This window comes from Tenacibaculum profundicola, assembly GCF_057220795.1.
Window position 1 is genome coordinate 1,150,709 of record NZ_CM170137.1, and the last position, 23,758, is coordinate 1,174,466.

Genomic DNA, 23,758 nt, shown 5'->3' on the forward strand with positions numbered 1-23,758 from the left:
ATAACTATGAGGAGTATTATTTTTGGAATTATAGGATTGATTAACCTCGGCGCTGTTGCACAAATAGATGCCGACTCTCTTATTGGGTTACCAACAACGGTTAACGATGCTGAAATGAATGGCATTACTGGAGCATCTGAAGGCTCAATGGTTTATAATATTGCCCGAAAAAATATTTACATTTTTGACGGAGCTAACTGGACTTCAGTAAATAAAGAAAAAAACACGTATGGAGATATAAAGTACAGTGCTCAAACGGCTGATCATGCTGGATGGTATATACTTAATGGCCGAGCGATAAACACTTTATCAACCACAGCTGAGACCAATGCTATTACTTTGGGTTTTACCACGAATTTACCAGATGCTCAAGACAGAGTATTAAAACATCCCGCTATTGGTCAGAATATTGGAGACACAGGAGGCCAAGCAAACACCACCTTAAGTCAAGCAAATCTTCCTAATGTTACCTTCGCAGGAACAACAACGATTGATGGCGACCATAACCATACCATAAATAGAGCGATAGGTACAGATCGAGTAAGGCACAACAGCGATGCCGATAGAACATTTTTCAATCAAAATGGAAACACGAATACAAGTAGCTCTGGAGATCATAACCACACGGTTACCGTAAGTAGCGGAGGTGGTGATCAAGCCTTTGAGCGGTATCAACCCTATATAGTTTTTAATACATTTATTTACCTAGGTTCATGAAAAATTATATTAATCATATTATTTTCCTTTTCTTTACGCAATTAATAATTGCTCAGATTGATGCTAGCTCCGTAATAGGTACCTCTACTGTATCTGATAATACCAGTATGAACAGTGTAACAGGAGTAGTAGCAGAAGGGTCAATGGTTTATAACATGAATAATAAAACAATTCATATTTTCGATGGTACTAATTGGATCATGGTTAATCAGGTGAACATATCCTTTGGAGAAATTAAATATGGCATACAAACCGCTGACCACTCAGGATGGTATATCCTTGATGGTAGGGCTATAAACACATTACCTGCAAATGCCCAAACTAATGCCACAAACTTGGGTTTTGCGTCGAATCTTCCAAATTCTGAAGATAGAATATTAAAACACCCCTCACTTGGTCAAAATATTGCTGATACAGGAGGTAAAGTAAACACTATTTTAATTCAAGAAAACTTACCAAATATTAATTTTACCGGCACAACAACTACCGACGGCGACCACACACACAATATAAACAGAACTATAAGCGCCCAAAGAGTACGAAACAATGCCGACGACAATAGAACGTTTTTTAATCAAAACGGAAATACTACTACTAATTCTTCCGGTGACCATAACCATACAGTTACGGTTAATAGCGGAGGAAATAACCAAGCTTTTGAAAGATATCAACCTTATTTAATCGTTAACACATTTATTTATTTAGGATTATGAGAAAGTCAAAATTATTTCTAGTAGCAGTCTTATTTTTTACTCAATACGTTGTAGCTCAAATTGACGCTAACTCCGTAATGGGAATCCCAACCGCAACAGACAACAGTGAAATGAACGGAATTACCGGAGTTAGAGAAGGTTCCTTTCTTTACAATTTAGCGGAAAAAAACATCTATTTTTTTAATGGCACAACTTGGGTAAACCCCGCCGGTTTTTCAACAAACATCTATAATACTGATGGCACCTTAAGCAATTCAAGAATTTTAAATGGTGGAGGAAATTCTTTAACATTTAACAATTTAGATTCTTTCCAGCTGTTTAGTACTAACTCGTCGCAATTATTTGCTACGGGAGCCTTAGAACTCAGTTCCACAGGAAGTACGACTCAAGTTTCTGGAGCGCTTGGACTCACCTTAACGGCAACAGCCAATGGTATTACACTGAATGGAGATACCACAATTAGCAATAACATTATTGTTATGGGATCATATACTGACAGTAATGGTACCACTGGAAACAATGGAGAAATATTAACTTCAACAGCTACAGGGACCATATGGAAAGATTTATCTGTTGAAGTGGTTAATAAAACCGCAGATTACACATTAACAGCAGCAGACAACGGAAAAGTATTTACTTTTAACAGTACTACAGATCTAACATTAACAGTACCTAACGGATTACCTGTTGGATTTAATATAAGCATTTATCAAATAAACACGGGTAAAATTACCATAAATGGTAGTGGAGGTGTGTCCGTTTTGAATAGACTTTTACGCTTTAAAACTGCAGGTAAAGACGCTGGAGCCGGTCTGCTAGCCACCGGTACGAACAATTTTCATTTAACGGGAGATTTAAGAAGGTAATGATGATTAAACAAAGGACTATCACCCTAATTTTCTGTTTTGTTTCTTTTTGTATCCATTGTCAAATTGCACATTATAACCAGTACCCAACATTAAAGCCTTCTCATATACTCGATGCAAAACTAACTAATATTAGTTTTGCCTTTTCAATGAGGGTATTAGAAAGTGATTATGATGGGCCTCTTATTAGATTACGAAGAACTAGTGATGATGCTGAACAAGATTTTGGGTGGGATGACAATGATATTGTAGATATTGACGCTATCAATACTTGGAGAAATTCGAGTAATGTGTACGTTCATACTTGGTACGACCAGAGTGGTTTAAACAGAGATGCCATTCAAACTGATATTAATAGACAACCTCGTTTTTACCCTGACGCAACCACTCCTTATTTTCAAGGAGATGGTTCTGATGATCATTTACTTATTGACACACCTAATGGCATTCAAGATGTGACAAATGCGGGGAATCAAGGAACAGTTATTACGATTGCAAAAGCAACCCATAGACCGCAACATTCTTTTGGTGTTTTATGGGGCTTGGACAGATGGTCAGCACATATTAATTGGACTGATAATAATATCTATTTTGACCCAGGATATTGTTGTACTGCAACACGGAGTGCACAAAATAACACGAATGCAGAAATATGGAAGCTATACACGTTTATAAAAACAGGCACGAACTCTATAATTAGATCAGATGGCGTTGAATTGTTTAATGAAATCTTCACAACGAATAGTTGTAGTAGAACTGAAGATTTTACTATAGGCTGGGCCAATGGAAGTCAACCGTCACATCACTCTACCACCAGTTTTAGAGAATTCATTATGTATAGCACAAATATCAGTGCTGTCGAATATCAAGGAATTGAGAATAACTCAATGCTGTTTTGGGGCTTATAGCGAAACGGATGTTTATAAAGAGCTAACATGACATCCATTAATCGAAGTTAACATGTAAATTATCGAAACATCTCTTCGAACTATCATAAAAATAACTAGGTTTACATTTCCAATGTAATAATAACTTAATAAAAGGCTTATTACAAATATGAATACTAAACTGCATTGTTTGGTTTTATAACATATCCCTTCAAAAAGACCTTTTTTATTTAGAGTGATTTAATAGAGCGTAATGTACGTGCATGAATATGAAATTCTAGTTAATAATAGTAGCCCCCACTACAATGTGTACATCAGAATAACATTGAAATACCAGAAAAACGGTGCGCTATATGATGAATACATCTATCCGAGTACGATTTTAAAATTGTATTTATTTGAATTTTACTGTTTTAAACAGGTTCTAATTATGAAAAAACAAAATATTCTGTCATTTTCTCCCCAAAAAATGGTGTCTAAATTATGTGTAATGAAAATTATTAGTACATTTGTAATTCTATTAAAATGACAGACCTAAACTATTGATTATTAAAAATATGAATATGTAAATTATTAATACATACAATAACAATAAAAAATAACAAAAATACGGGGGTATTATGAAGAATTTTTTATCTATATGGGCTATAGCTATAGCTATGCCTTCACTTGTCATCGGACAAAGTGCTTTTCACAATTTTGGTGAAATAAAAATGCATGCAGATGCTGGTATCGGGTTTCACACAGATTTTATTAATGACGGTACCTTTGACAACGACAATTCTGGGGTTGCTGGATTTTACAGCGATAATGAAATAAGAAGTGTTTCTGGTAACAATAGAGCTGTATTTCACGATGTAGAAATAGATGCAATTAATGATGTCGAATTGTATACTTCGTTAGGTGTAACTAATGAAATGACTTTTCTAACAGGTAAAGTTTTTACCCCTCGAAATGGTAATAACGTTTCGCTGGATTATATCAATCATCTTTTATATGTGGGTGAAGATGATCTAAGACATGTAGACGGTTATGCTTCTGTTACAGGTTCGAATGAATTCACTTTTCCTATTGGTGATGATAACAGAATAAGACCCATGATTATCTCTTGTGATAATCAAAACAACCTCTTTAATGGCGCATACTTTTTTTACAACCCTAGTACACCTCCTGGTTATTACTCTCAAGCCTTTACAACATCACAAAAACAAATATTTATTGAGAACATAAGTACTATAGAATTTTGGGATTTAGACGGTTTAGCTGAAGTAACAGTTTCATTAACTTGGGATACTAATAGCAATATTAGTGATATCAACCCTAACATTGGTAATCTTAGAGTAGTTGGTTGGAGTAAACTTGAAAATATATGGGTTGATTTAGGAAGAACTGCTGTTGAAGGAGATCTTTCTAGCGGTAAAGTAACTTCTAATACATTTATACCTGACGATTATGAAATCATAACTATAGGATCTGAATATGATGGGGGTCAACTTTCTGATATTAATTTAATTTTCACTCCAAATAACGGAGATTCTGATAATGATACACTTGTATTTGAAGGCTTAGAACAATACAGCAGTAATGAGTTAATTGTTTTCAATCGATGGGGTAATGTAGTTTATAAAGCAACCAATTATAAAAATGACTGGAGAGGGAAATCGCAAGGTAGAGCAACTATAGATGAGAAAAAGGATTTACCTGTTGGTACCTACTTCTATACGCTCGAACTAGGTGATGATGATAATTTGACCAAAAACAGAAAAGGGTGGATTTACATCCATAGATAATTAATCCAATAATAGGTATTTTATTTAGTAATTAATTAAAAACAACATTTGTTAATCTACTTAGAAAGTATATTATCTACTGATTTTACTTTGGGAGTGGTAGGATTATAGCCAAAATCAGCATCTGGTAATTCAATTCCTAATTGATGAATTATAAAACCTACACTTGCAAAATGATGGATGGCATGGCTGTGAGCCTGAATTAAAGCACTTCCTAAAGTATATTTAACGGTTACGCTTCCCGTTCCTAAATCATCAGTTACATCAATGAGTCGATTAAAATCAACGGATTTCAACCTGTTTAAATCTGCTAGTACCTTTTCGAAATATTGAATACCCTCAACTATTTTTTCTTCCGCCAACCTATTTCTTTCTCTTTTAGAAAAATCAACACTTGAATCTTCCCATCCTATAACAATACAAGAAAATAGATCCAGCACATGACGCATATGTGTTCCAATACTAGAATAGTAAGGTGCTACAGATGTATTATTATACTCTTTATCTGAAATGTTATTCAATAATTTTATACCACGTCTTAAGTTTGTATCAATAGCTTCAATCATTCTAAAAAATTAATTTCTAAAAGTATGTCGTATAAATATAGCGTATTTTACAAGTAATTTACAAACATTTTTAATTCATTTATAAAACACTACAAAAGAACATATTAATCACAAAAAAACTGCTTCGTTAGCTCTGTTACATTTTTTTGGCACACAATTTGAAAAACAACAAGACATGCGGAGGCTGAAAAGCAAATAGAGTAAGCATCATCCTAAAATGAATGAATTATGAAAACAGGAATTCTATTTTTATTAACAACGATGTTATTTGTACCTATACAAGCAAATAATCTAGAAAGTTCAAGCTTCAAAATTGAGGAGAACATTCGTTACAACAATGACGCCGTAACCTTTATAGAAAGAGGAGTACAATTCCATGTGTTTTTAAATGGCGATTTTGACTTTAATGCACATTATAAAAACACAAGATATATAGATTATTCTGGTAGAAGAACAAAAATCAACAGAGGCATTCGTATAGAACGCGATTATAAAGGCAGAATTAGACGTGTTGGAAATGTGTTTGTTAACTATAGTTATAAAGGCAATGTGACAAGAATTGGAAACGTATTCATAAGATATAGAAGAGGGCTATTGACTAAAGTTGGAAATTTACATGTAAACTATGACAGGTACGGAGTACCTTACTATAAAGGACGTGTTAAAGCTTTCCAAAATGGTTGTTACGATACTTACGACCCTAATTTTAATCTCGATATCGGCATTAATATAGGCACAATATATGAGTATGATGACGTCTATTTTTACAGAAGAGATTTTAGAAATAATTACCGTAAATTTAAAGAAGATAAACATTTCTACTACTATAAAGCTGTTCCTAATGCTACAATAGGTAAACGAAGTAAAGTTTTGAAGAGAAGAAAAAGTAAAAGAAATAGCAATACTTCAAATCGTAACAAAACCAATTCTGAAAAAACTGGAAAATCGAGAAGAAATAGATAGAAAGTAAAACCCATTTCAATAAACTCCTCTTAATATTTTCCGTTTCATAAAAACAAAATATTAATAAGAGTTTTATAAAACAACCATCAAAAATAAGTTTTGATGGTTGTTTTCGTTTTGAGCCCCTAGGATATAAGTTCTAAAAAATATTTGTTTATACAATTGATAATAAATACATTTATATCGACCTAACAGTTAACTAACTATGAAAACCTACAAGCTACTATTTGTTTTTTTAACATTCACTCAATTTACTTTTTCACAAAAATCAGCTCCTATATCTGGCCATTGTGCTACCTTAATTGATTTATTAGAGAAAGACTATTCTTCTTCTGACGCTACCCTAGATCTTAAACCTATTATTGATAATCAAAGAACTGTTCTTAGTATTTTTAAGAACTACTTAGCCAATAATGATTCTCTTGATATTTCTGATTTGAAAGTCCTTAATAATAAGATCACCTCTAAAAACACAGAGTTAACTTCTAAAAAAAAGCTTAATAAAAGCTACTTTGATGGGAGAATTTCTAACTATGTAAGCAAAGAGGAACGAAAATTATTTGATGATATCGCTTCACTTGAAAAAGAAATTGATTCGTTGAAAATTGAAAAAAATAATACAGAGTTAGAAAAATTACAAATACTTTATAAAGGTACAAATAACAACGATACCTATTTAAGCTACATCCTCAGTAAGTTCATAACGAAATACAAAACCATTATTCAAGATGGCAGCGATCAGTTTGCTACTATTAATGACAATGCAGCTATACAAAAATCGATACCTTTTATTGGTGGTAGCTTAGTTTTCGAAACTCTAATTGATGGTTTGAGTACATTTTTAGCAGAACGCATTAAAGAAGAATTAACCAACTACGTAGTTGAAAACATTCAATCTGAACTGAAAGACCCAGCGCCTACCAGTATTTTAAACGATCTAGTCGTTTTATTACCAAAAACTGTAGATTTCATTAACCAATTTGATGCTAATGAGATCCTAAATTTAACAAATAATCTAAAACAACATATTGAAGAAGATTTAAATAACTTATTGCATAATGCTTATAATTTAAAGAACACCTATCGTTTCGAAAAATTAATTGATCAAAATCCAGATTTAACGCTGGCATTTGAAGCTTTTAACATTTTCCCAGAGTTTTCAAAACTAGAAAATCCAGTAGATTTTTTTGATTTACTTTTGCAAAATGAAGAAATTATGAAATGGGGTGAAAACGCTAAAGATGCTAACAGAAGAAACATTGTAAACTCCATTAAATTAATTAATTTATTAGCACATAGTTTGACCATCGTCGAAAATGGAGAACTACGTTTCGTTACTACCAAATTCATGAGTAATTATGGTTCTAAACCTACCTTTTTTATGCTCTTCTTTGGCTTTTTACACCAACAAGATATTAAATTCTACAATATACAATTTGAAAACACAACTACCCAAAAAGAGCTTTTTAAGCTATGGAATACAAACAATCTATCCGTAAAAAAAATTAATCAAAATATCGATAAGGTAAAAACCATTACCAATCAGTTTTCTAGCATTGTAAAAAATGCCGAAAAAATTTATCAAGAAGCAAAAACCATTAAAAGTATAAACAAAGACGATACTAAAAAAGTAACCCCAGAACAAACGTATAATTTTGTAAATGATTTTATCGATTTTGTTCATCAAGTTAATGTCAGTGGTCAATTACTTATTCAACAAATCAAAACCAATCAAGGAGAAACAACATCAAATGGTATTAACAATTATATTTCCACTGCAAAAAATGTCAATGCAATCGTCTTTGACTTACAGAAAAAAAGATACGCCCGTGCCATTACCAAAACTTTAGAATTACCCTATAAATTAAGCACAAACGATGATTTTATAAGTAACTACGATCAATTTGCTAAAGAAGTAAAAAACATACATTTACTCCGTTATTTCAGAATACTTAAAAATGACTTCAATGACCTAAAAAAAGAAGATCTAAATAACTTTCGATTTATTCTTGTCTCTGTAAGCAATTTAATTGAGAATATTGATACAACTGGCCAAAACCCGAATTTAAATACTCTAAAAAACAATATAACAGAATTAAAAAACACTTGTTTGAACACTGATAAGATTGATACAATTAAAAATAAACTAGATATATTTACTACACAAATAAGTGGTGATGTAACAGAAATTACAGAAACCATCTTAACAGCAAATAAGATTTCAATAAATATAACGGATCCATTAATAAAGACCTTCAAATTGGATTCAAAAGTAGCCGATGAAATAAACAACTCATTTAAAATCTACCTGTTAACAACAGCTAAAGACTACATTCTAAACGAAGAAAAGGCGATAATTGAATTGGAAAACTTAAAAACTCTTATACAAACTCATTTACCAACAATAGTTGCTAATTCAATTAAAATACAAAATAAAAATGCACTGAAAATCATTTCATTTATAGGAAATATTGCCAATGCAGAAAATTCAGACGATGTAAAAAAAGCTTTATACACCTATGCATTACCTACAGGAAGTTATGCTATAAAACGAAAAGCCAGTAGTTACGTTTCTATTAACTCCTACCCCGGATTAATTGGAGGGATTGAAACAAATACATCAGCAAATTTATCGGCTGGAATAACAGCGCCAGTGGGTATTTCAACAAAACTTTTTTCTGGGAAATATTTGTTTTTTGAAGGAATGCATGTATTTGTTCCTATTATAGATATTGCTGCTCCTCTAAAATTTAGATTTAATAATACCGACGACACTGTAGAAAGTACTTCAGAATATACTTTTAAAAACATCTTTTCTCCCGGGGTATACCTCAGCTTACCTATAGCAAGATCACCTTTTGCGATAAACATAGGAACTCAATATGGGCCTGAATTGGATTATGAAAATAACGATTTGGTAAACTCTAAAGAAAGAGAAACATGGAGCTTTAATATAGGTGTTGTTTTGGATATTCCTATTTTCAATTTACACAATAAACCCAGAAAGTAATGATGAAAAATGCGATGATCATTTTATTATTAATATCCTGGAATGCCCTTTTTAGTCAAGAGAAAGAAGACAAAGAAACGACTTCAACTAAAAAAGAAATTAACGCTCTTTCCAACGAAAAAAAAAGAGCTTTTTTCATAAAAAATGAAACATTTAAAAAAATAGACTTAAAAACGTATAACAAAAGAGCACTAAAAAAAATTATTCAATCACAACAAAAAAGTAAGAGCAAAAAGCAAGAACAAGAAGAGCAGGAAGAGCAGGAAGAAATAATTACTAAGGCTATATACGAAAGCGTGTTTGAAAGTCCTAAGGAGGTGGAACCAAACAAAAATAGACTAAGAGGTCCTTCTTCATTTGACAGTAGAATAGAGATTTTTCAATTAGACCCGAAAATTGATTGGCAATACGAACTACTCTTAGCGAATGAATCTGTCGCTATGATCATAGAAAAAGAAAATATCGCTAAAATTTCAAATGATTATTACAAAGTAGAAACTCAAAGTAATAAAAGTAAGGATGTCTTAAACTTATGCGATAAATTGCCTTTTTCTAATCAACCGATTATTGGTGTAGGCACTACTTTTGTCGTTAAGAACAATCAATTTATAACTGCAAAACACGTAATACAGCGGCCAATTACAGACTATGTTATTGTTTTTGGAATCGATCAACTAAACCCAGAGTTAACCGAAAGTTACATCCCAAAAGAAAAAGTTTTCTTCCCTACCAAAATCACTCATAATTTTGACGATATTGATATTTTAATGTTTAAGGTTAATCGAAAAACTGAACGTTCTTCTTTAGTCTATGGCAACTCAAGAAATTTGAAGAAACATCATGAAATATATTCTATCGGGCATCCATCTGGCTTACCCAAAAAAATCGCCCTGAATGCAGGCATTCTTAACAATAGTAATTATCAATATTTTTACACTAGTTTAGATACCTTTCAAGGAAACTCAGGCTCTCCTGTACTCGATTTTAACACTCATTCTGTAATTGGGGTTCTTGTAGCTGGCGAAATTGACTATACCTTTACAGGTAATTGTTACGATTTAAACACTTGTAAATACCCCAAATGTAAAGGTGAAAAAGTAATTAGAATAGAAGAAATCACCACACGTCTATAACACTAATTAAAAAACCCTAAGTTGTGAACTTAGGGTTTTTTAATTAGTAATTTTTATAACGCTATTTCAGTACGTCACATCTTTGTTTTCTGATACTCTATCTATTTGGCTACATTAACCGCTCTAGTTTCACGAATCACAGTTACCTTCACCTGACCTGGGTAGGTCATATCATTTTGAATTTTTTGAGAAATATTAAATGATAACTCAGCAGCTTTGGTGTCATTCACCTTAGCACTCTCAACCATAACACGCAATTCACGACCTGCTTGAATAGCATAGGCTTTTTGCACACCTGTAAACCCAAAAGCAATATCCTCTAAATCTTTCAAACGTTGGATATAACTATCTAACACCTGTCTACGAGCTCCTGGACGTGCTCCTGAAATCGCATCACAAACTTGGACTATGGGTGCTATTAAACTTTTCATTTCAATTTCATCGTGATGGGCACCAATTGCATTACAAACATCAGCTTTTTCTCCATATTTTTCTGCCCATTGCATCCCCAATAAAGCATGCGGTAATTCACTTTCAGTTTCAGGAACTTTCCCTATATCATGTAATAAACCAGCCCTTTTTGCCGCTTTAACATTAAGTTTCATTTCTGCCGCCATAATTCCACAAAGGTTGGCTACTTCACGAGAGTGTTGCAATAAATTTTGCCCGTAAGAAGATCTATATTTCATTCTACCTACCGTTTTAATCAATTCAGGATGTAAACCATGAATTCCTAAATCAATAACTGTACGTTTTCCTACTTCAATAATCTCTTGATTAATTTGCTTCTCTGTTTTACGAACAATTTCTTCAATCCTAGCTGGATGAATTCTTCCGTCTGTAACCAACTTGTGCATTGATAACCTAGCTATTTCTCTACGTACAGGATCAAAACAAGATAAAATAATAGCTTCTGGGGTATCATCAACAATAATTTCTACTCCTGTAGCCGATTCAAGGGCTCTAATGTTACGTCCTTCCCTTCCAATAATTCTACCTTTCACATCATCAGACTCTAGGTTAAATACCGAAACACAATTTTCAACAGCCTGCTCTACCCCTACTCGTTGGATCGTATTTAGAATCACCTTACGTGCTTCTTGTTGCGCAGTCATTTTAGCTTCTTCAATTGTCGTTTGAACAAAGGCCATGGCATCAGCTCTAGCCTCCTCTTTCAACGATGCTACTAATTCTGTTTTAGCTTCATCTGCAGAAAACCCAGAAATTTGCTCTAGCATATCCACATGACGTTTATGAATTTTATCTACTTCCGCTTCTTTCTTTTCTAGAAATCCAATTTTATAATCATAATCAGCCTCTTTCTTATCTAATTCTTTGTTCAGCTTTTTATTCTTATCTAACTCTGATGACACTTGACTTTCTTTATCACGAATTCTTTTCTCTACATCCGATACTTTCTTTTCTCTAGTTAGTATAACTTTTTCATGCTCAGCTTTTAACTCAATGAACTTTTCTTTAGCTTGTAATATTTTATCTTTTTTAATCGCTTCTGCTTCTACCTTTGCTTCTTTTACGATCCCTCTTGCTTCCTTTTTTGTTTCTTGTATTAATTTATTTGCTTTTGTTTTCTCTAACATTTTAGCAATAAGAAAACCTATTGCCAAACCTATAATTCCTGCTAAAACAGGAAATAATACTCCTTCCATAATTTTGATTTGATTGTATAAAAAAGCCTACATTAATAAGGTTTTATAAACTCCTGGTAAACAGGTTTAGGACTAACTGATTGATCAAGAATCCAAAACAAAGCTGGCTCACTTTACTAATCACGACTTATCCTTTTTAATTTAATAGTGTTGAGTTTATTAAACTAGGTATTAATGTAGGCAGTATATTAATATTTTGTATTTTAAAGAACTTTACTCTTACAATTGAGTATCTAACAACTCAATTAACTCTTTTATTTTCTTCAATGCTTCTTTTTCCTCTTTTTCATTACTTATTGACATCACTTCCAATTTAGAAGCAAACTGTAACGCACTCATAGCTAACACATCTTGTTTATCTGCTACTGCGTAATTTTGTTCAAATTTCGCAATTAGCTCGTTAATATTCTTAGCTGCTTTACGCATACCTTCCTCTTCTTCAGTATTATTCACACTCAAAGGGTAAGTTCTACCAGCTATAACAACGTTAACTTTTAATTTTGTCATCTAAAGAACGTTTAGGTACTCAAGAGTTTGATGCATTTATCAATCTCTCTAACCAAAGCATTTATTTTAAATTTTGTTTCTCTTATGTTTTTATCACTGCCCTCAATAGTTTTCGCAACTTTTAACAAATCATATTGTTCTTCTTTTGCTTTTAATTCTTGCTCTTTCTCTTGTAATAAATGATGTAACTTTGCATTATTTCGAAACAAAATCTTATTTTCTTCCTTTAAAAACTCATAATTGGATAACAGCTTTTTTAGCTTAATTTCCAGTAAATGAACCGCTTCTTGAGTGTTACTCATCTATCTTTGAGAATAAAACTATTTTTACAAAGTTATCAATATAGATCAAGTTAACAAAATTTTTACAGCTTTTTAGTAAGTTTCTGACTTTTAACATACTGAAGTTTTATAATAATTTTGCTAATTTTGCTAAAAACTATTGCAATTTTGAAACTTTACTTTACTCTTTTTGTTACTCTAATCAGTCTGTTTGGCCATGCTCAACAACAATATCCTACAGATTATTTTACGCCGCCTTTAAAAATTCCAGTCATTTTATCTGGTACTTTTGGCGAATTACGAAGCAATCATTTTCATTCAGGAATAGATATTAAAACACAAGGGAAAGAAGGCATCCCTATATATGCCCCAGCAAATGGTTATGTTTCTAGAATAAAAATCGGTCAATATGGCTTTGGTAAGGCTTTATACATAGATCATCCAAACGGATACACCACGGTATTTGCTCATTTACAAAAATTTGAGGATTCCATGCAGCAATACGTAAAAACAAACCAATATAAAAAAGAAAAGTATGCTATCGGAAACCTCTTTCCAACTCCAGATACGTTCCCTATCACAAAAGGGCAACTCATTGGCTATACTGGTGATACTGGTAGTTCTGGTGGCCCACATTTACATTTTGAAATAAGAGATTCCGCCACAGAGAAAATCATAAACCCTTTGCTTTTCGGAATAGAGCCCATAGACCATATAAAGCCAACTATTCAAAGCGTAATTGCCTATCCTCTTAGCTATGACGCTAGAATAAATAACGGCGCTGCTAAAACCACGTTGGAATTAAAAAAAATCAAAGAAGGCGAATTTGTAACCAACAGAATAAATGCTAGCGGAACCATTGGTTTTGGTATTCGTGTTTTTGATAGACTTAATGGCGCCACAAACAAAAACGGCATCTATAGCTTAGAAATGAAAGTAAATGGCAGTAGAGTTTACTATCATGATGTTGAAACATTTTCGTTTGCCGAGAGTAAATATATTAACTTATTAATAGATTACAAACATTACAAGAAGTACAAAAAAAGGTATCAAAAAACTCACAAATCTAAATTCAATAAGTTAAGTTTATACCAAGATTTAGTAAATGACGGAAAAATTATTGTTGACAAAAACGCTAATTACAATATTGAAATCATAGCCAAAGATTTAAAAAATAATACCACTCGTGTTAAAATTCCAGTTAAAGGAATAAAGAGCAACTCCATTTTCCAGCAAAGAGATAGCACCAATTACAAAATTGTAGCCACTAACTTTGTGAAGTTTAAACAACAAAATATTACAGTTGCCTTTCCCAAAAACACCTTTTATGAAAATTGTTTTTTAAATTTTACCGTAGAAAATGGAATTGCAAAAATTCATGAACCTACCATTCCATTAGACAAACGTTATACGTTAACGTTTCATACATCGCATTTAACAGCCATGCAAAAACAACAAGTGTATATTGCCAACATCAATACCCTTAAATATCCAAGGTATGTTTCCACGAAGAAAAAAGCAGATAAAGTATACACCTCTACAAAGGTATTGGGGAATTACACTTTACGCTATGACTCCAAAAAACCTATCATAAAATTGATCAATTTTTATGACGGTCAGTGGGTTTCTAAGAATAAAAGCTTGCGAGTTAAAATAAAAGATCAAGAATCAGGAATTAGAGATTATCGAGCAACCATAGATGATCAGTGGGTTTTAATGGAATACAATCATAAAAAAGGAATTTTAACCTACGATTTTAGCGATAAAAAGTTGGTCGGTAGCAAACATATTTTTAACATTGTAGTTTCTGACAACGTAGGAAATACGAAAACATTAAAAGCTACGTTTTTTAAAAAGTAAATACATCCTATTTTGAAAAAACTAATCATTCTACTTTTATTTCCAACGTATATAATTGCACAAAAAACGGCTTTCGTAAAGGGTACAATTACTAATCAAAACAATGTTCCTATAGAAGGCGTTGCTATATCATATTTACAAAGAGGAACAACCACTGATAAGAACGGAAACTATCAGTTTTCTATTCCTATTCGCAAAACGGTAAACGTTATATTCACACATATTTCCTATAAAACCCTATCGAAAAAATTTACGGCAAGAGGCGAAAAAACTTTTAATTTCTCACCAACCTTAAAAGCTATAAATCAAGAACTCAAAGTAGTAGTTGTAAAAAACGACCGACAAAAAGCAGAAGGAATTACAAAGATCAATGTTAACAAGGTTAAAAACCTTATTGGAGCAAATGCTGGTGTTGAAAATGTTTTAATGACGTTACCTGGTGTAAGCAATAATAATGAGCTAAGTACCCAATACAATGTTAGAGGCGGTAATTTTGATGAAAATTTAGTCTATGTAAACGGTATTGAAATTTATCGACCTTTTTTAATCCGATCAGGTCAGCAGGAAGGCTTGAGTTTTATCAATACCCACATGATTCAAAATATTAAGTTTTCTGCTGGTGGCTTTCAAGCAAAATACGGTGACAAATTATCGTCAGTATTAGATATCACCTACCGAAAACCAAAAGAGTTTGCAGCTCATATTGACTTGAGTTTATTAGGAGGAAGTATAACACTGGAAGACAATTTTGCTCAAAAAAAACTGAGTACTCTTATAGGAGTGCGATACCGTGATAATAGTTTGTTTGTTAACAGCAAACAAACTGAAGTTAATTTTCGACCACAATTTACCGATGTGCAAACTTTTCTATCATACAAAGCAACGGAGAAATTAACAGTAAATTTTTTAGGAAATTTCTCTCTAAACAATTATAACTATAAGCCCTTAACCAGAAAAACTCGCTTTGGTACCATTGCCAATCCATTAGAACTAATCGTTTTTTATAGAGGTCAAGAGAAAGATCAGTTCATGACGCTGTTCGGAGCTTTTTCAGCTGATTATCAAATCAATAAAGATTTAAAAATCACAGGAACGCTCTCGTCTTTTAACACTCAAGAAGAGGAATATTTTGATATAGCAGCCGCCTACAATTTAGGCGAGGTAGACAGTAATATTGGTTCCGAAAATTTTGGGGAAGTAGAATTCTCTCAAGGAATCGGTTCACAAATTAACCATGCCCGAAATGATCTGGATGCTTTAATAACTTCTGCACAAGTAAGAGCTGTACTAAAAGATGGCAACAACGAATGGAGGGCTGGCATCAAATATCAACGAGAAAATATAAAAGATCGAATTAACGAATGGGAGGTTATTGACTCGTTAGGTTTTTCAGTTCGCCCTCCTCATCACCATATCAATAACAATCAACCTTACGAACCTTTTACAGGTGAAATAGAACCCTATCAAAACGTAAAAGCCAAAAATAACATCGATATTAATCGCCTATCAGGCTATATTCAATTTAGTAGAAAAACTACTTGGGAAGATCATAAAGTTTGGCTTAATGCTGGTATTAGGGCTCATCAATGGAGCGTTTCATCTCAAAATGAAACCTCTATAAACCATCTTGTATTCAGCCCAAGAGCTCAACTTGCTATAAAACCTGATTGGGACAAAGATATGCTGTTTAGAGTTTCTGGTGGCTGGTACGCACAGCCTCCATTCTATAAAGAACTTCGTGATTATGATGGGCAGGTACATCCAGAAGTCAAAGCTCAGAAATCAATACATTTGGTAGTAGGAAACGATTATAGTTTTGATCTTTGGAAACGTCCTTTTAAGTTAACCACTGAAATCTATTATAAAAACTTATCCGATGTTAATGCCTATTCAATTGACAATGTACGTATACGTTATAGGGCTGATAATGCAACCGAAGCTTATGCTTATGGAGTAGATGTTCGACTAAATGGTGAATTTGTACCAGGCAATGACAGTTGGGTTAGTTTTGGATATTTAAAAACTGAAGAGAACATCAATAATCAGGGGTATATTGCCAGGCCAACAGACCAACGTTTAAAATTTGGGGTATTGTTTCAAGATTATGTTCCCAATTTGCCTGATTTAAAAGCTTACCTAAATATTGTCTACAACACAGGGCTCCCTGGCGGTGCACCTGCCTATGCCGATGTATATCAATTCCAAAATCGATTAAATGACTACAAGAGAGCGGATCTTGGTGTTTCTTATGTTTTGACAGACTATAATAAACGGATATCTTCTGGGTTTTTAAGTCGTTTTAAAGAGTTTACTGTTGGTTTAGAACTTTTTAATATGTTTGACATTAGAAATGCCATTACAAATACTTGGGTTAGAGACGCCTATAGCAAACGCCAATACGGAATCCCTAACTACATGACAGGAAGGGTTTTAAATTTTAATGTAAAAATGAAGTTGTAGGTGTATTTTTAACACCTCTAAGAGCCGTTATACTTTGATTGATAGCAATACATAAGTAGCAACCAAAGCTATTAGAAAACAATATTAAATACCGTTATATTAAGAACACAAACCTCCGTATTCTATCCAAACAATACATTAGACCCGAATTATGCAATAGAAAATCTATTTTAGGACGAAACCGTTGTAAAACCAACCACTTCGTTATACTTTAAAATTTAGCATAGTGGGTGTAAAAAAAACAGAGAAAGGACTGCTTTTATTGCTCTTATCTTTCTCATAACGAGTTCTATTGCATAATTCGGGTAAAAAAAAGCGGGTTCAACTCGATAAAGAGCTAGACCCACTTTGATACTTTTTTATCTAAATAGAAAATACTTTACTAACGTTTTCCTGCCACCCAAACTTTCGCTTTTCTGGCATTATTTTTTCGATCGTATATAAAGGTGATTTTTTTTATAAAACGCTTTTTTCCTTTTAAGTCGATTATTCTTGATTCCGCTCCTTTCTTGAAAACATATTTTAAAGGAATTTCCTCTTTGGTTCCATTTCCATAAACAACAACCATTCTAGTCATAAACACCTTGCCACCTGTTACTTTGACCTTTAATTTGGAGAATTTACCTTTTGAACTTCCAATATATAACACGTCTTTCTCAAGCTTCTTACTTACTAACTTACTCCCTAAAAGCGTCCAGTCGTTTACCTCAGCTTTAACTATTTTTCCCTGTTCTGCTAGCGTAGTATTACTACACATTAAACCAATTACTATGGTCCATAAAATTGTTAATCTCATATCATCTGTTTTTTAAACCATTTACCCATTAAAATTAGTGTACTAAATGTTATTTTTCTCTTTCTTTTTCACTAGAAAAAAATCATCGATAGTATTGATGGGTTTACCCTTTAGACCTCGAAACAAAAAAAAAGTTTAAAATTAAGTGTATCTATATCAATTTATGAATCTGTGTTTTTCGATTTTTTAAACATTAACCACACCCCAATTAAAACTAAAGGAATACTTAAAACCTGCCCTGTATTTAGCGAATTAAACACCCAATCTTCTCTACCTTTCACCTGCGCTTCTTTTAAGAACTCTATAAAGAATCTAAGTGACCATAAGCCTACCATAAATACTCCGAATAAAAATCCTTTTTGTTGCTTCTTATCTGTTTTCCAATAAAAAAACCAAAGCACAAAAAATAAAGCTAAATAACTAAATGCTTCAAATAACTGTGTAGGGTAACGAGCTTCAATTTCTCCTGCTCTTTTAAAGATTACCCCAAAGCTTGATCCTGTTGGTTTACCATATATTTCAGAATTAAAAAAGTTACCAAAACGAATAAAAAAACCAGCCAAAGCCACCATAATTCCCAATCGGTCTAAAATAAACAACCACGACTTTTGCAAATGCTTTTTTGCATAAAAGTATAATGCAATAGGTATGGCTATTGCCGCTCCATGGCTCGCAAACCCAGTAAATCCGGTAAATCTCCATCCTTTTAACAATCCAAACAAAGCGGTTGCCCCCTCTTGTTTTTTAATTGGTAAAATAATTTCTAATAAATTATGTTGATAATAATCCCAACTGTAAAATAAAACATCACCCAAACGCATCCCTATCAACATAGAAACAAACACATACATAAAAAGCGGGTCTAATTTTTCAACTGAAATTTTATCTTCAATAAATATTTTTTTCATTAAATGCAATCCTAGCACAAAGGCTAGCACAAACATTAAACTGTACCATCTAATACCAAAACTACCTATTTTAAAAATTTCGGGATCCCAATCCCAAACTATGGATAAAAAAGTCATATACTCTTAATTTATTTGTCATTACAAGTAACACAAAATAATTGCCTACTCTAAAAAGTTTACCTTGTCGTTTTCTACTCTTTTTGCTGACGATTGTTAATTTCTTTTTTTTCGGGAACAGGATCATACCCCTGACCTCCCCATGGATGACAGCTGAAAATTCTTTTTATAGCTAACCAGCCTCCATAAAAAAGCCCATGTTTCTGTAATGCTTCCACTGTGTAATGCGAACAGGTGGGAGTATATCTACAAGTTGATGGTGTATACGGAGATATTGCTGTTTGATAAAAACGAACTAGTACTATAAATGGATATGTTAGAATCTTCTTCACTTAATTAATTGTAAATATTGTTCCTTCTCTGCCATCTTTTAATTGAATTCCTAGAGCTAATAATTCATCACGAATTTGATCTGAAAGTGCCCAGTCTTTATTTTCTCTTGCTTCTTTTCTTAGTTTTATTAACAACTCAACCACACCGTCAATTTTATCAGTGCCTTGTTGCTTATTTTCATTTAAAAGACCTAACACATCAAAAACAAAAATATCCAAAGTTGATTTTAAAATCTCTAAATCTTCTACTGTAATTTGAGCTTTTTTATCTTTTGCCAAATTAATAAACTTCACTGCTTCAAATAAGTGTGCTATTAACACAGGCGTATTAAAGTCATCATTCATAGCATCGTAACATTTCTGTTTCCATGCATGTACATCAAAATCAGAAATCGCACTCGCTTCAATAGACTTCAAAACCTTCACAGCTTCCATCAGCTTATTATATCCCTTTTCAGAAGCCAATAACGCCTCATTTGAAAAGTCTAAAATACTACGATAATGTGCCTGCATATTAAAGAAACGGATTACTCCTGCGTTAAATGCCTTTGGTAAAATATCATTATCTCCTGTTAAAATTTCTTCCGGTAAAATATAATTTCCGGTAGATTTCGCCATTTTTTGACCATTGAGCAATAGCATGTTTGTATGCATCCAGTAATTCACGGGTTGTACTCCAGAACAGGTGTGCGATTGTGCTATTTCACATTCATGGTGTGGGAACTTTAAGTCCATTCCTCCTCCGTGAATATCAAATTGATCCCCTAAATATTTAGAACTCATTACTGAACACTCTAGGTGCCATCCTGGGAAACCATCACTCCAAGGTGAAGGCCAACGCATAATATGACGATCATCTGCTTTTTTCCACAAAGCAAAATCTTGTGGATTCTTTTTATCTGATTGACCATCTAATACTCTTGTGTTATGTATAGCGTCTTCAATGGTACGACCAGATAAAATTCCGTAATTATGATCTTCGTTGTATTTTAACACATCAAAATATACAGAACCATTAACTTCATAAGCAAATCCTTTTTCTATGATCTGCTTTATCATTTCAATCTGTTCTACAATGTGCCCGGTTGCTGTAGGTTCAATACTTGGTGGTAAAAAATTGTATTTTGCCGCTACTGTATGAAAATCTACAGTATAACGTTGCACAACTTCCATCGGTTCAATTTCTTCTAATCGTGCCTTTTTTGCTATTCTGTCCTCCCCTTCATCTGCATCATTTTCTAAATGGCCTGCATCAGTAATGTTGCGAACATACCTAACTTTGTAGCCTAAATGTAACAAGTATCGAAACACCATGTCAAAAGACATAAAGGTTCGAATATTACCTAAATGTACATTGCTGTAAACGGTTGGACCACATACATACATCCCGACACTTCCTTCAATTACAGGTTTAAAAAGCTCTTTGCTTTTTGATAACGAGTTGTATATTTTAAGTTGATTTTCTTTATATAATTCCATAGAAAAAGTGACTATTTACAGATGCTAAATATAGGCACTTTATAAAGAATAGAGAAATGGAATTTAAGTGAAATTTTGAGTCAATAAACAATTTTTTAAGCAGCCTATTCAAGAACCGTTAATTGCGAATACTTTCCTTTTATTTTAATCTTATGATTTTTTGAAGCTATAAGAAAATTACCATTTAATGCTTTCTTTCCTGTTTCACTATGCAATGAAAACTCCATAGAAGGCTTTTGGGGAAGTAATGGTGATTTATTCCCTATTGAATACGACAAATTTCCTGCCATATTTGGTAAATTAATAAACGCATTCGCATAATTTAAAACCACGTAAAATGTGTCAAAATGATCACTTACTTTTTGAATACGCAATTCCCCATAATTATTAACGATTTCTACATCTTTATAGACATGGTCAATATTTACTACTGACGACTTCGAATGAACCTTTGTATTTGTAACCGATGCTATTTGAGCATCGGTTACATTATTTAAAAACAAGGTAAAAGTATCTAATGAATTAATAGTAACTGGTGAAAAGGAAACATTTAATTCTCCTCCGTTTAAAGACTCCGCCTTAAATACCCCATAACTAACTTTTCCATTCACTTTTGTTTTTGGTAGTTTAATTTTGCAATGACGAGTATTTAGATTAAACGTTGCCTTTTTAGGTACTTTAATGTTTATTTTTTTGACTATTTTAATTTCTTTTCCATTCACTACTGTATTACCCATATTTGAAAAGCTCGTATTAAAATACCCTAACTTACGAACCTTTTCCAAAGCTTCTTTGACTTCTTTTCTCTTTATTTTACTCAGTTCTGTTTTAGCTCTGGCCACAGCTTTACTTTGCTCAACCTTAGCTTTCATCAACTCTTTACTTTTTTTCTTTACTTCTTTTTTGAGTTCTTCTTGTTTCTTTTTAAACCTTTTATATTTTTTTGATTTTTTAAACCTCTCCCATTCCTCTTTCGATTTTATCTTGATATCATTTACCCCATCTTTCCATTGAAAAAAATACGTATCTCCGTCTTTGGCATATTTATCAAAATCAAATTCTATGTTTTCCAATCCTGAAAGCACACTGATCATGTCAAAATCTATGTTTTCTAGGTCTGAAACTATACCATCAATATCAGGCAAACTAATCTCTGGAAACTCAAACATTTCATCATCATTGATATCTATATGAAACCCTCCAGGGAAACTACTATTTGAAAAGGTATTGAAAAACAAGACATTATTTTTTTCAAACGGAAAGGACGCACTAGTTTTTGCTGTTATTTGCACTGTTTTTTTATTCCCTAAAGCCTCAAATTCCCAATGATTTAAATACTTTTCAGCTTCCTTTTTATCCAGTCCTTCTACTTGAATACTCCCTTCAACTAGAACTTCATTTTTATCCCATGTAGTTACTTCTATTTCCGCATTAGATGCATTAATATCGATAACCACGTCTTGGTTTGTATAAAATTTCTCTTTAAACTTCTTTTCTACTTTTTGAGCAATAAGTGTACTTGTGACTATGAGCAATAGAACACTTATCTTAAATGGCTTGCGTATCATTTTGATTTGTATTTTTAAATTCATGTAATTGTTTTTGCATACGTTTTAACAACTGTAAACGCAATTGCAGGTTTCCAATCAATGCATTGATAGTATCGTCGTTAACACCTTTTGTATTGAGCTCGTTGGTTAACGCCGCGTATTCTTCGGTTAATTCTTTCAGTTGTGTCAAATAACCATCAAATAATTCTTTATTGTTTTTGGTAAGTTCTAGTTGACTCAATTCATAATTAATCGTGTTGATATAATATGATTCAATCGTTTTTAATTCTGGTGAGATACTTCCCAAACTTAGTTGATTCGAGTGTGTTGAGTTCAAGGTATTTTCAAAACCTGGGTTTACATTTGTTCTGTTCAAATAAAATGTACTTCCTAACCCTATCAATAAAATAATTGAAGCAGCTATATTGAACCAACTATATGTTTTTTTCACCACTGATTTCTCTCCATGTAACTCATTCATTAATTTTTGTTCAAAACGTACTCTATGACCTACTGGTAATTCAACTTTATGTTCAGTGCTACTTTTCAATAATTTTCTTATGTCGTTATGCATAATACCTTCTTTTTAAAGTTTCTTGTACTTGTCTTTTTCCTCTCATCAAATGAGTTCTTGAAGTGGCTTCTGTGATCCCTAGAATACCCGAGATTTCTTTATGATCATACCCTTCTAACAAGTATAATACCACTACCAATCTGTATTTTTCTTTTAATCTTTCAATACAGTGAACAATATCATCATAAGATATATTAGAAGCGATACTCCAATCTTCATCTTCTACCAATGATGTTATCTCTTCATTTATAGATACTATGTCTATTTTTTTCTTTTTTAACCAATCAATACTTTGATTAATAACAATTATTTTTAACCAAGCCCCAAAGGTTACTTCTTCTTTAAATGAATGAATTTTTTTAAACGCTTTTATAAACGCTTCTTGCATTATATCTTCCGCTTCAGAAACATCTTTTACATACCTAAGAGCCACCCTAAACATAGCTTGACTGTACAAATCATATAATTGCATTTGTGCCTTTGCGTCATTTAGTTTACAAGCCTCAATAATTGATTGATGTAAGTGTTTGGTTGTTTTCATTTTTGGTTTCTTATCTTAAAGACGATTCTTTTTCTCTTGCG

21 protein-coding genes and 1 other RNA gene are annotated in these 23,758 nt (G+C 32.6%); 10 read left to right on the forward strand and 12 right to left on the reverse strand.

Going from position 1 to position 23,758, the window contains the following annotated elements:
• The first annotated feature begins 6 nt into the window (after window positions 1-6).
• From AC2TDS_RS04755 to AC2TDS_RS04775, 5 genes are all read left to right on the forward strand, one after another.
• Window positions 7-717 carry a phage tail-like protein gene (locus AC2TDS_RS04755; RefSeq protein WP_484737979.1) on the forward strand — a complete coding sequence of 237 codons (711 nt, stop codon included), beginning with the start codon at window positions 7-9 and terminating at the stop codon, window positions 715-717.
• Window positions 714-1,430, forward strand: coding sequence for a hypothetical protein (locus AC2TDS_RS04760; protein ID WP_484737980.1), 717 nt, complete (start codon window positions 714-716; stop codon window positions 1,428-1,430). The genes AC2TDS_RS04755 and AC2TDS_RS04760 overlap by 4 nt, the downstream gene beginning before the upstream one ends.
• Window positions 1,427-2,296: a hypothetical protein gene (locus AC2TDS_RS04765; protein ID WP_484737981.1), complete on the forward strand. Its 870-nt coding sequence runs from the start codon at window positions 1,427-1,429 to the stop codon at window positions 2,294-2,296. Before AC2TDS_RS04760 ends, AC2TDS_RS04765 begins: the two co-directional genes overlap by 4 nt.
• 149 nt (window positions 2,297-2,445) lie before the next feature.
• Window positions 2,446-3,204, forward strand: coding sequence for a hypothetical protein (locus tag AC2TDS_RS04770; protein WP_484737982.1), 759 nt, complete (start codon window positions 2,446-2,448; stop codon window positions 3,202-3,204).
• 599 nt (window positions 3,205-3,803) lie between these two features.
• Window positions 3,804-4,973, forward strand: coding sequence for a T9SS type B sorting domain-containing protein (locus AC2TDS_RS04775; RefSeq protein WP_484737983.1), 1,170 nt, complete (start codon window positions 3,804-3,806; stop codon window positions 4,971-4,973).
• Window positions 4,974-5,029: 56 nt separating this feature from the next.
• On the opposite strand, the gene AC2TDS_RS04780 is transcribed toward AC2TDS_RS04775, so the two are convergent.
• The gene (locus AC2TDS_RS04780) at window positions 5,030-5,539 is read right to left on the reverse strand and encodes a DinB family protein (RefSeq protein ID WP_484737984.1); all 510 of its coding nucleotides are present in this window, start codon (window positions 5,537-5,539) and stop codon (window positions 5,030-5,032) included.
• 228 nt (window positions 5,540-5,767) lie between these two features.
• Here AC2TDS_RS04780 and AC2TDS_RS04785 point away from each other — a divergent pair, with 228 nt between their 5' ends.
• The 3 genes from AC2TDS_RS04785 to AC2TDS_RS04795 all read left to right on the forward strand — a co-directional run bounded on the left by AC2TDS_RS04785 (window position 5,768) and on the right by AC2TDS_RS04795 (window position 10,645).
• Window positions 5,768-6,502 carry a hypothetical protein gene (locus tag AC2TDS_RS04785; protein WP_484737985.1) on the forward strand — a complete coding sequence of 245 codons (735 nt, stop codon included), beginning with the start codon at window positions 5,768-5,770 and terminating at the stop codon, window positions 6,500-6,502.
• Between the two features lie 205 nt (window positions 6,503-6,707).
• Window positions 6,708-9,512, forward strand: a complete 2,805-nt coding sequence (locus AC2TDS_RS04790) for a hypothetical protein (protein ID WP_484737986.1) — start codon at window positions 6,708-6,710, stop codon at window positions 9,510-9,512.
• Window positions 9,512-10,645, forward strand: a complete 1,134-nt coding sequence (locus AC2TDS_RS04795; RefSeq protein WP_484737987.1) for a trypsin-like serine peptidase — start codon at window positions 9,512-9,514, stop codon at window positions 10,643-10,645. Before AC2TDS_RS04790 ends, AC2TDS_RS04795 begins: the two co-directional genes overlap by 1 nt.
• A gap of 101 nt (window positions 10,646-10,746) precedes the next feature.
• Here the strand turns inward: AC2TDS_RS04795 and rny are convergent, their stop codons facing one another.
• The 4 genes from rny to AC2TDS_RS04815 form a co-directional block, all read right to left on the reverse strand.
• A complete protein-coding gene (gene rny, locus AC2TDS_RS04800; RefSeq protein WP_484737988.1) occupies window positions 10,747-12,312 on the reverse strand; it encodes a ribonuclease Y in 1,566 nt (521 codons plus the stop codon).
• A gap of 47 nt (window positions 12,313-12,359) precedes the next feature.
• Window positions 12,360-12,468: non-coding RNA, 6S RNA (gene ssrS, locus AC2TDS_RS04805), on the reverse strand.
• Window positions 12,469-12,531: 63 nt separating this feature from the next.
• Window positions 12,532-12,819, reverse strand: coding sequence for a cell division protein ZapA (locus AC2TDS_RS04810; RefSeq protein ID WP_484737989.1), 288 nt, complete (start codon window positions 12,817-12,819; stop codon window positions 12,532-12,534).
• 11 nt (window positions 12,820-12,830) lie between these two features.
• Window positions 12,831-13,121: a coiled-coil domain-containing protein gene (locus AC2TDS_RS04815; RefSeq protein ID WP_484737990.1), complete on the reverse strand. Its 291-nt coding sequence runs from the start codon at window positions 13,119-13,121 to the stop codon at window positions 12,831-12,833.
• A 147-nt stretch (window positions 13,122-13,268) separates the two neighbouring features.
• Here AC2TDS_RS04815 and AC2TDS_RS04820 point away from each other — a divergent pair, with 147 nt between their 5' ends.
• Both AC2TDS_RS04820 and AC2TDS_RS04825 read left to right on the forward strand, forming a co-directional pair.
• Window positions 13,269-14,960, forward strand: a complete 1,692-nt coding sequence (locus AC2TDS_RS04820; RefSeq protein WP_484737991.1) for a M23 family metallopeptidase — start codon at window positions 13,269-13,271, stop codon at window positions 14,958-14,960.
• A gap of 12 nt (window positions 14,961-14,972) precedes the next feature.
• Window positions 14,973-17,420: a TonB-dependent receptor gene (locus AC2TDS_RS04825; RefSeq protein ID WP_484737992.1), complete on the forward strand. Its 2,448-nt coding sequence runs from the start codon at window positions 14,973-14,975 to the stop codon at window positions 17,418-17,420.
• A 382-nt stretch (window positions 17,421-17,802) separates the two neighbouring features.
• On the opposite strand, the gene AC2TDS_RS04830 is transcribed toward AC2TDS_RS04825, so the two are convergent.
• From AC2TDS_RS04830 to AC2TDS_RS04860, 7 genes are all read right to left on the reverse strand, one after another.
• Window positions 17,803-18,216, reverse strand: coding sequence for a DUF2541 family protein (locus AC2TDS_RS04830; RefSeq protein WP_484737993.1), 414 nt, complete (start codon window positions 18,214-18,216; stop codon window positions 17,803-17,805).
• A 161-nt stretch (window positions 18,217-18,377) separates the two neighbouring features.
• Window positions 18,378-19,241 carry a prolipoprotein diacylglyceryl transferase gene (gene lgt, locus AC2TDS_RS04835; protein WP_484737994.1) on the reverse strand — a complete coding sequence of 288 codons (864 nt, stop codon included), beginning with the start codon at window positions 19,239-19,241 and terminating at the stop codon, window positions 18,378-18,380.
• A 74-nt stretch (window positions 19,242-19,315) separates the two neighbouring features.
• Window positions 19,316-19,573 (reverse strand): membrane protein insertion efficiency factor YidD, encoded by a 258-nt coding sequence (gene yidD / locus AC2TDS_RS04840; protein WP_484737995.1) that lies wholly within the window; start codon window positions 19,571-19,573, stop codon window positions 19,316-19,318.
• Window positions 19,574-21,052, reverse strand: a complete 1,479-nt coding sequence (cysS, locus tag AC2TDS_RS04845) for a cysteine--tRNA ligase (protein ID WP_484737996.1) — start codon at window positions 21,050-21,052, stop codon at window positions 19,574-19,576.
• Window positions 21,053-21,156: 104 nt separating this feature from the next.
• Window positions 21,157-22,644 carry a hypothetical protein gene (locus AC2TDS_RS04850; RefSeq protein ID WP_484737997.1) on the reverse strand — a complete coding sequence of 496 codons (1,488 nt, stop codon included), beginning with the start codon at window positions 22,642-22,644 and terminating at the stop codon, window positions 21,157-21,159.
• The gene (locus AC2TDS_RS04855) at window positions 22,601-23,176 is read right to left on the reverse strand and encodes a hypothetical protein (protein ID WP_484737998.1); all 576 of its coding nucleotides are present in this window, start codon (window positions 23,174-23,176) and stop codon (window positions 22,601-22,603) included. Before AC2TDS_RS04855 ends, AC2TDS_RS04850 begins: the two co-directional genes overlap by 44 nt.
• The gene (locus AC2TDS_RS04860; RefSeq protein ID WP_484737999.1) at window positions 23,169-23,717 is read right to left on the reverse strand and encodes an RNA polymerase sigma factor; all 549 of its coding nucleotides are present in this window, start codon (window positions 23,715-23,717) and stop codon (window positions 23,169-23,171) included. The genes AC2TDS_RS04855 and AC2TDS_RS04860 overlap by 8 nt, the downstream gene beginning before the upstream one ends.
• Between the last annotated feature and the right edge of the window lie 41 nt (window positions 23,718-23,758).

Excerpts from the sequence above, each read along its gene's own strand:
- AC2TDS_RS04755 (WP_484737979.1), top strand. The coding sequence starts at position 7 with ATGAGGAGTATTATTTTTGGAATTATAGGATTGATTAACCTCGGCGCT.
- AC2TDS_RS04760 (WP_484737980.1), top strand. The coding sequence starts at position 714 with ATGAAAAATTATATTAATCATATTATTTTCCTTTTCTTTACGCAATTA.
- AC2TDS_RS04765 (WP_484737981.1), top strand. The coding sequence starts at position 1,427 with ATGAGAAAGTCAAAATTATTTCTAGTAGCAGTCTTATTTTTTACTCAA.
- AC2TDS_RS04770 (WP_484737982.1), top strand. The coding sequence starts at position 2,446 with ATGAGGGTATTAGAAAGTGATTATGATGGGCCTCTTATTAGATTACGA.
- AC2TDS_RS04775 (WP_484737983.1), top strand. The coding sequence starts at position 3,804 with ATGAAGAATTTTTTATCTATATGGGCTATAGCTATAGCTATGCCTTCA.
- AC2TDS_RS04780 (WP_484737984.1), bottom strand. The coding sequence starts at position 5,539 with ATGATTGAAGCTATTGATACAAACTTAAGACGTGGTATAAAATTATTG.
- AC2TDS_RS04785 (WP_484737985.1), top strand. The coding sequence starts at position 5,768 with ATGAAAACAGGAATTCTATTTTTATTAACAACGATGTTATTTGTACCT.
- AC2TDS_RS04790 (WP_484737986.1), top strand. The coding sequence starts at position 6,708 with ATGAAAACCTACAAGCTACTATTTGTTTTTTTAACATTCACTCAATTT.
- AC2TDS_RS04795 (WP_484737987.1), top strand. The coding sequence starts at position 9,512 with ATGATGAAAAATGCGATGATCATTTTATTATTAATATCCTGGAATGCC.
- rny (WP_484737988.1), bottom strand. The coding sequence starts at position 12,312 with ATGGAAGGAGTATTATTTCCTGTTTTAGCAGGAATTATAGGTTTGGCA.
- AC2TDS_RS04810 (WP_484737989.1), bottom strand. The coding sequence starts at position 12,819 with ATGACAAAATTAAAAGTTAACGTTGTTATAGCTGGTAGAACTTACCCT.
- AC2TDS_RS04815 (WP_484737990.1), bottom strand. The coding sequence starts at position 13,121 with ATGAGTAACACTCAAGAAGCGGTTCATTTACTGGAAATTAAGCTAAAA.
- AC2TDS_RS04830 (WP_484737993.1), bottom strand. The coding sequence starts at position 18,216 with ATGAGATTAACAATTTTATGGACCATAGTAATTGGTTTAATGTGTAGT.
- lgt (WP_484737994.1), bottom strand. The coding sequence starts at position 19,241 with ATGACTTTTTTATCCATAGTTTGGGATTGGGATCCCGAAATTTTTAAA.
- cysS (WP_484737996.1), bottom strand. The coding sequence starts at position 21,052 with ATGGAATTATATAAAGAAAATCAACTTAAAATATACAACTCGTTATCA.
- AC2TDS_RS04850 (WP_484737997.1), bottom strand. The coding sequence starts at position 22,644 with ATGAATTTAAAAATACAAATCAAAATGATACGCAAGCCATTTAAGATA.
- AC2TDS_RS04855 (WP_484737998.1), bottom strand. The coding sequence starts at position 23,176 with ATGCATAACGACATAAGAAAATTATTGAAAAGTAGCACTGAACATAAA.
- AC2TDS_RS04860 (WP_484737999.1), bottom strand. The coding sequence starts at position 23,717 with ATGAAAACAACCAAACACTTACATCAATCAATTATTGAGGCTTGTAAA.